This window comes from Thermomicrobiales bacterium (genome assembly GCA_041390825.1).
Taxonomy (GTDB): Bacteria; Chloroflexota; Chloroflexia; order Thermomicrobiales; family UBA6265; genus JAMLHN01.
On sequence record JAWKPF010000046.1, the window covers coordinates 21258 to 27461 of the forward strand.

A 6204-nucleotide genomic window follows, 5' to 3' on the forward strand; every position below is an offset into this window, starting at 1 on the left:
TTACAACACAATGTGGTGAGTCGATCTCATTCGTATCGTCGAAAAAGCGCCCAGCGGCATTCGATTGCGAAATCACCAGGCAATCTCCAATCTCACTGCTGCGGTAGAGTTTTCCCAATTCGAACGATGTGTGGAGTAGAACACCGTGGGACGTATTTTCAAGGGCATCGATTCCCAGCTCGAGGCCTGGATCAGCAAGCAGCCGCTCTTCTTTGTCGCCACTGCGCCATCCGGCAGCGAAGGCCACGTCAACGTTTCACCGAAAGGGGGCAGCGGCCTCTTTCGCGTTCTCGGTCCAAACACGGTTTCCTACCTGGATTTGGTCGGGAGCGGAGCGGAAACGATCGCTCACTTGCGTGAGAACGGGCGCATCGTTGTGATGTTCTGCGCGTTAGAGGGTGCTCCGAAGGTGATTCGGCTGCATGGCGTCGGTCGGGTCGTCGATCCCGGCCACCCCGAGTACGAAAAGCGGATGGCGGCCTTCGAGCCTTCGGAGGATACGACGCTCATTTCTCGATCGATCATCGTGATCGATGTCGAGCGGATCGCGGATTCATGCGGATTCATGGTTCCGCGCATGAAGCTCGTGGACGAGCGGGAACAACTGGTGCGGTGGGCCGAGAAACAGCAAGCGAAAAACGGCGAGTCGTGGAAATCGAACTACATCCAGGCCAACAACGTCACCAGCATCGACGGTTTGCCGGCGCTGGAGCGTGACGGCTTTGTGGACGACGATCTCGCCCGCTTCTCGAGCGACGGAAAAGCGCTGTAGGTCGACACATGCTTCGGGTTCGTCGTGCGGGCGCTCGAGCGTTCAGGCGGCGAGCATGGATGAAAGCACTCGCAACCAGACCTGACCTGCGGACGCCTGACAGGGGATGACATGAGCCAAGACGATGTGATCGATTCCATCCTGGGCGAGGACTGCACCGCCCGGGTGCGGGCGCTCCGGGCGGAAAAGCCGGAGCTGGGTGCGCAGATGCAGGGGTACTCTGACGCGCTCTTTCGCCCGTCGAGCGATTCCGGTGCTGCATTTTCTCTTGCCGATCGCCTATTGGTCGCCATCCGGACCGCGTCGCATACGCGAAGCAATCGAGTGACTGATTGGTACGCCGCCCGAGCTGACGACGTCGGAGTCTCGTCCCCGGAGGTTCAAATGGCGATGGACATCCACGCGTCGTGGCCAGACGATCACCCGTTGTCGGCGGCAATGCGACACGTCGACCTGGTGACCACTCGACCGATGGAGAGCAGCCGGAACGACATCGACGCGTTGCTCGAGTCGGGGCTGTCGCCACAGGGAATCGTCGTTCTATCGCAGGTCGTCGCGTATGTGTCATATCAGGTGCGGCTCATTGCTGCGCTGCGTGCATTGGGAGCGTCATGATGTCCGAGCCAGCGTTCACACTCGAATTCCTCAACTGGGTTCCCTGGGTTCCGCGTGCTGTGGATGGTGATCTTTCCCCGCGTCGGAGGGAGGAGATCGAGTCGTTCATTGCCGGCAAGAACGCTTCGGACTATCTGCTGGTGTTGGCGAACGATTTCGATTCGTTGCAGGCGCGCGCGCTTGTGCATCGACATGTCTATGCCGATGAGGCCGACGTCACTCAAGCGGGGTACCGCGAACTCGGAGCGACCACCACTTCCCGGATCAACGGCTGCGTCTTCTGCGCGTCAGTGCATGCGCGTCATGTGGCGAACTATCTGAAGAACCGCCCCATGGCGCAACGATTCCTGGACGAAGGGACCGACACCGAGCTACCGCCGGTCGAGCGAGCAGTGGTCGACGTATCCGCCAAGCTCACGAACGATCCAGAAGCGCTCACAGGCGCCGACCTTGCGCCCTTGCGTGCGCTTGGGTTCACCGACCTTCAGATCCTCGACATCCTGAACTATGCGGCGTTCTTTGCGAACGCGAATCGACTGATGTTGACGCTCGGCGAGCCGGAGGCCCAACCCAAACTCCACTAGCCGTTCATGCAAAGCCGGATCCTCCCGGCGCAATCACGAACAGCGAACCGCGTAGAATCGCATCGATCGACGATCGCGCGTTCGTGTGGCAGATGGCGGGTGAAATGGGAAATATTCTCGGAAGTCTTCCAGTTGGAGAAAAGATCGGCATTGCGTTCTCGGGCGGCCTCGACACGAGCGCGGCGCTCTATTGGATGCGCGAGCATGGTGCGGTGCCGTATGCCTACACGGCCAATCTGGGTCAGCCGGACGAAACCAACTACGACGACATTCCTCGCCGCGCGTTGGAGTACGGGGCGGAATCGGCGCGCCTGGTGGACTGCCGACAGGAGCTGGTGCGTGAAGGGCTGACCGCGCTGCAATGCGGGGCGTTTCACATCACTACCGCCGGTGTCCCCTATTTCAACACCACGCCGCTGGGTCGCGCTGTGACCGGGACCATTCTGGTCGCGGCCATGATGGAGGACGGCGTCAACATCTGGGGTGACGGGAGCACCTACAAAGGTAACGACATCGAGCGGTTCTACCGCTACGGGCTCCTGGTGAACCCCGCGCTCAGGATCTACAAGCCGTGGCTCGATTCGGCCTTCATCGATCAACTCGGCGGCCGCGCGGAGATGTCGGACTACCTCGCGGAAGCTGGCTTCCAGTACCGCATGTCCGCCGAAAAGGCCTACTCCACCGATTCGAACATCCTCGGGGCCACGCACGAGGCCAAACACCTCGAGGAGCTCAGCACCAGCATCACGATCGTCGATCCGATCATGGGGGTCGCGTTCTGGAAGCCGGAGATCGTGATCGACTACGAAGAGGTGACGGTGACGTTCGAGGAGGGGTTTCCGGTCGCGATCGATGGGCAGTCGTTTGCGGATCAGGTCGAGTTGATCACCGCGGCAAACGCCATCGGTGGACGACACGGACTCGGGATGAGCGATCAGATCGAGAATCGCATCATCGAATCGAAGAGCCGTGGCATCTACGAAGCGCCGGGGATGGCGCTGCTTCACATCGCCTACGACCGCCTCGTCTCCGGTATCCACAACGAGGACACGATCGAGACACTGCGGGTGAACGGCCGCACGCTCGGTCGATTGCTGTATGAGGGGCGCTGGTTCGATCCGCAAGCGCTCATGCTGCGCGAATCGCTGCAGAACTGGGTCGCCAAGGTGGTCACCGGGGAGGTCAGGATTGGCTTGCGGCGCGGAAACGACTACTCGATTCTCGATACAACCTCTCCCAATCTCACCTACGACGCCAGCCGCCTGACGATGGAGAAGGGCGAAGCGTCGTTCACCGCGCAGGATCGCATCGGGCAACTGACGATGCGGAACAACGACATTGCCGATACCCGCGAGAAACTTCTCCACTACGCCGAAACCGGACTCGTCTCGCTGCCAGCCGATGGCGGCGTTCCGCGCATTGGCGCCAAGTCACAGGAATGAGCATGCGCGAGCTTTACCCGGAGATCGAGCCCTACTCCACCTGGTTTCTCGAGACCGACGACGGTCACCGCCTTTATGTCGAGGAGTGCGGAAACCCTGACGGCAAGCCGGTGATCTTTCTTCATGGTGGACCTGGGGGTGGGACGAACCCTCGCCAGCGGCGGTTGTTCGATCCCGAACGGTACCGAATTGTTCTCTTCGATCAACGAGGATGCGGCAGGAGCACCCCGCACGCGTCAGTCGAGGGCAACACAACCTGGCACCTGGTGTCGGATATCGAGGCGATTCGGCAGCGACTTGGGATCGATCGCTGGCAGGTGTTTGGAGGATCCTGGGGGAGCACCCTCGCGCTTGCCTACGCGGAGACGCATCCGGAACACGTTTCCGAGTTGATCCTCCGCGGCATCTTTCTGCTGCGACCGTTCGAGCTTTCCTGGTACTACCAGGAAGGCGCAAGCAACATCTTTCCCGATGTGTGGGCGAACTACCTGGCGCCTATTCCAGAATCAGAACGGGACGACCTGATGCGCGCATATCATCGCCGACTGTTCGGAGACGATCCGGCCGAACAGCTCGAAGCAGCTCGTGCCTGGACGAATTGGGAATGGTCGACCAGTCAGCTCATCCCGGTATTCGAGGGTGGAACCGACGAGCAATACCTCGCATTCGCGCGGATCGAGAATCACTTTTTCGTCAATGGAGGTTTCTTCGAGCGCCCCAATCAGCTCATCGAGGACGCCGACCGTATCGCGCATATCCCGACCGTCATCATCCACGGCCGGTACGATGTCATTTGTCCGGTCCGGAACGCCTGGGAGTTGCATGCGGCGTTGCCTGATTCGGAGCTGCATATCATTCCGGACGCCGGTCACGCCATGAGCGAACCAGGCATCACCGACGCGCTCATCGAAGCGACCGATCGTTTCGCGCTCCGATCGTCGAACTAGCTCCCGGCAGAGGTCCACGAATCAATGCGGATGGTGACCTTCCAGCGTTCCTCGCCGTCGACACCCCCTGTGAAGTCCGCGCCGGTGTATTTGTGAGCCAGTCGGTTCACGAACGCAAGGGTGGTAAAGAGCTCGAAATCGATGGCCTCGCCACGGAGCTCGATGTAGCGGAACGAGTTTCCTGGATCGAGAACCGATAGCGCGACCGCAGGGTTCCCGCGGAGATTTCGGTACTTCCTGGTTTCCGGCTTGATGCTGAGGAGCAGATGCCCGTCCTCCCAGAGAAACCAGACTGGGTTGACCTGTGGGCGGTTGCCAGAATCCACAGTTGCAAGCTGACCGAGCAATCGAACCTCGAGGAGATCGGCGTGGCTGTCAGGAATCGGTCCGGTTGGCATGAAGTTTTCTCCGCTCGCAATCGCGATTGTCAGACGACAACTATGCTGATCGTAACAAGAGTTCACATCTCGTGGAACAATCGAGAGCGCTGTTTACGTGGCGGGATCTCACGGCTCGATGCGCCAATAGCCAATGGCGCTGATCGACGACGTCTTGAGACCCCAATGCTTGCGCAAGTATCGTCCGATCTTCTGCATCGCGGTCATCTCTCCGCCGCCCCAGGCGTACACCAACCCACTTGGTTGCGGAACCGAGGCGACGGCATCCAGCAACCGGCCTCCGGTACCGGGTTCGGACTCGCCGGAGAACACCCAATCCAGCGCAACGCCTGGGTGATCGGGCATCGGAGGGATAGCCGATGAGTCCTTCACTTCGGCCACCAGGCGGCCGGCAGCGTCGGGAGGGAGCGACTCGATGATGGCGGCTGCCGCCGGCACCCCGCATTCATCGCAAAAAAGCAAGTGAAACGACGCATTTGGAAACGGGCTGTATGCCACCCGCGGACCCCAGAGAAAGATCCGCTCGCCCGGTTGCACGTTGGCCGCCCAGTTCTCTCCGTACCCGGGTCCTCCGTGCACCAAAATGTCGACATCGATCGTGCCAGCGGCAGGGTTGGCATGGCGCACGGTGTAGTTGCGGGCCTCAGGTCGAAACTCGTCGGGAATCTTGAAGAATGTATCCCAATCGACGCCATCGGACAGATCGATGAGCTGCTGACCGGGTCGAGGAAAGATGATCGTAGCGAACTGGTCCGGCTCGTCGGAACGGAGGAATCCGGCCATCTGATCGCTCTGTATGGTTAGGCGAGTCATGCGCGGAGTGATCCACGTCGAGCCGACCACGCTGGCCGGAATGGTCGTCAATGGATGTCTGGCTCTGGGTTTGCGTGGCGCTGGTGCGAGTTGCGTCGTCATTGTCCTACAAATCCTAATCTGACTAATTTGGTCGGAATACTAGAGAACGCAGAATCCTCCCGTCAACAGGCATTCGCGAGCGCCATCCGCGACGCTGCCTGGATTTCGAGCCGCCGCCTGACCGGACGATTGCTGTCCGCTTGACAGCGCGGAGGTGTGAATAGAAAATTCCGATCAGAGATGTCGGATTTTTCGATCCGTAACTCGACCGAGGTCAACTTCGATGGCGCTACAGTCGAATCGTTCCTTCTCGACAGTACGGAACGGACGGTTCGAGTAAGGCGCATCCACCATGGCAACTCCCGCGCACGCCGCCGGAACACTCACTGGACAACCTGGCCGTGAGCAGCGTTCATTGCTGCCGCTGGGTCTTGTCGCGTTGATTGGCGTCCTGATGGTCGTCGGGCTGCTTAGCCTGCGCGTCGGCTCGCTCAGCATCACGACGGCAGACGCCTGGAACGCCCTTTTCCATTACAACCCGGAGAACTATGCGGAGCTGGTGGTGCGCTCGTTGCGCCTGCCGCGCACGTG

The 6204-nt window shown here is 60.3% G+C and carries 8 protein-coding genes; 6 read left to right on the forward strand and 2 right to left on the reverse strand.

From position 1 onward, the window contains the following. Positions 1–145: 145 nt before the first annotated feature. The 5 genes from R2855_18260 (at position 146) to pip (ending at position 4360) form a co-directional block, all read left to right on the forward strand. A complete protein-coding gene (locus R2855_18260; protein MEZ4532941.1) occupies positions 146–772 on the forward strand; it encodes a pyridoxamine 5'-phosphate oxidase family protein in 627 nt (208 codons plus the stop codon). Positions 773–883: 111 nt separating this feature from the next. Further along, positions 884–1387 carry a hypothetical protein gene (locus tag R2855_18265; protein MEZ4532942.1) on the forward strand — a complete coding sequence of 168 codons (504 nt, stop codon included), beginning with the start codon at positions 884–886 and terminating at the stop codon, positions 1385–1387. Continuing rightward, entirely contained in the window at positions 1384–1971 is a 588-nt protein-coding gene (locus R2855_18270) for a peroxidase-related enzyme (protein ID MEZ4532943.1), read from the forward strand. Before R2855_18265 ends, R2855_18270 begins: the two co-directional genes overlap by 4 nt. A gap of 104 nt (positions 1972–2075) precedes the next feature. Further along, a complete protein-coding gene (gene argG, locus R2855_18275) occupies positions 2076–3413 on the forward strand; it encodes an argininosuccinate synthase (GenBank protein MEZ4532944.1) in 1338 nt (445 codons plus the stop codon). Between the two features lie 2 nt (positions 3414–3415). Next, positions 3416–4360: a prolyl aminopeptidase gene (gene pip / locus R2855_18280; GenBank protein MEZ4532945.1), complete on the forward strand. Its 945-nt coding sequence runs from the start codon at positions 3416–3418 to the stop codon at positions 4358–4360. Here pip and R2855_18285 read toward each other — a convergent pair. Both R2855_18285 and R2855_18290 read right to left on the reverse strand, forming a co-directional pair. Continuing rightward, positions 4357–4758, reverse strand: a complete 402-nt coding sequence (locus R2855_18285) for a PPOX class F420-dependent oxidoreductase (GenBank protein MEZ4532946.1) — start codon at positions 4756–4758, stop codon at positions 4357–4359. The genes pip and R2855_18285 overlap by 4 nt on opposite strands. Before the next feature lie 108 nt (positions 4759–4866). Continuing rightward, positions 4867–5673, reverse strand: coding sequence for a siderophore-interacting protein (locus R2855_18290; protein ID MEZ4532947.1), 807 nt, complete (start codon positions 5671–5673; stop codon positions 4867–4869). A gap of 292 nt (positions 5674–5965) precedes the next feature. On the opposite strand from R2855_18290, the gene R2855_18295 reads away from it, so the two are divergent. Further along, positions 5966–6204: hypothetical protein (locus R2855_18295; GenBank protein ID MEZ4532948.1), on the forward strand; the 239-nt coding region annotated here is incomplete at its 3' end.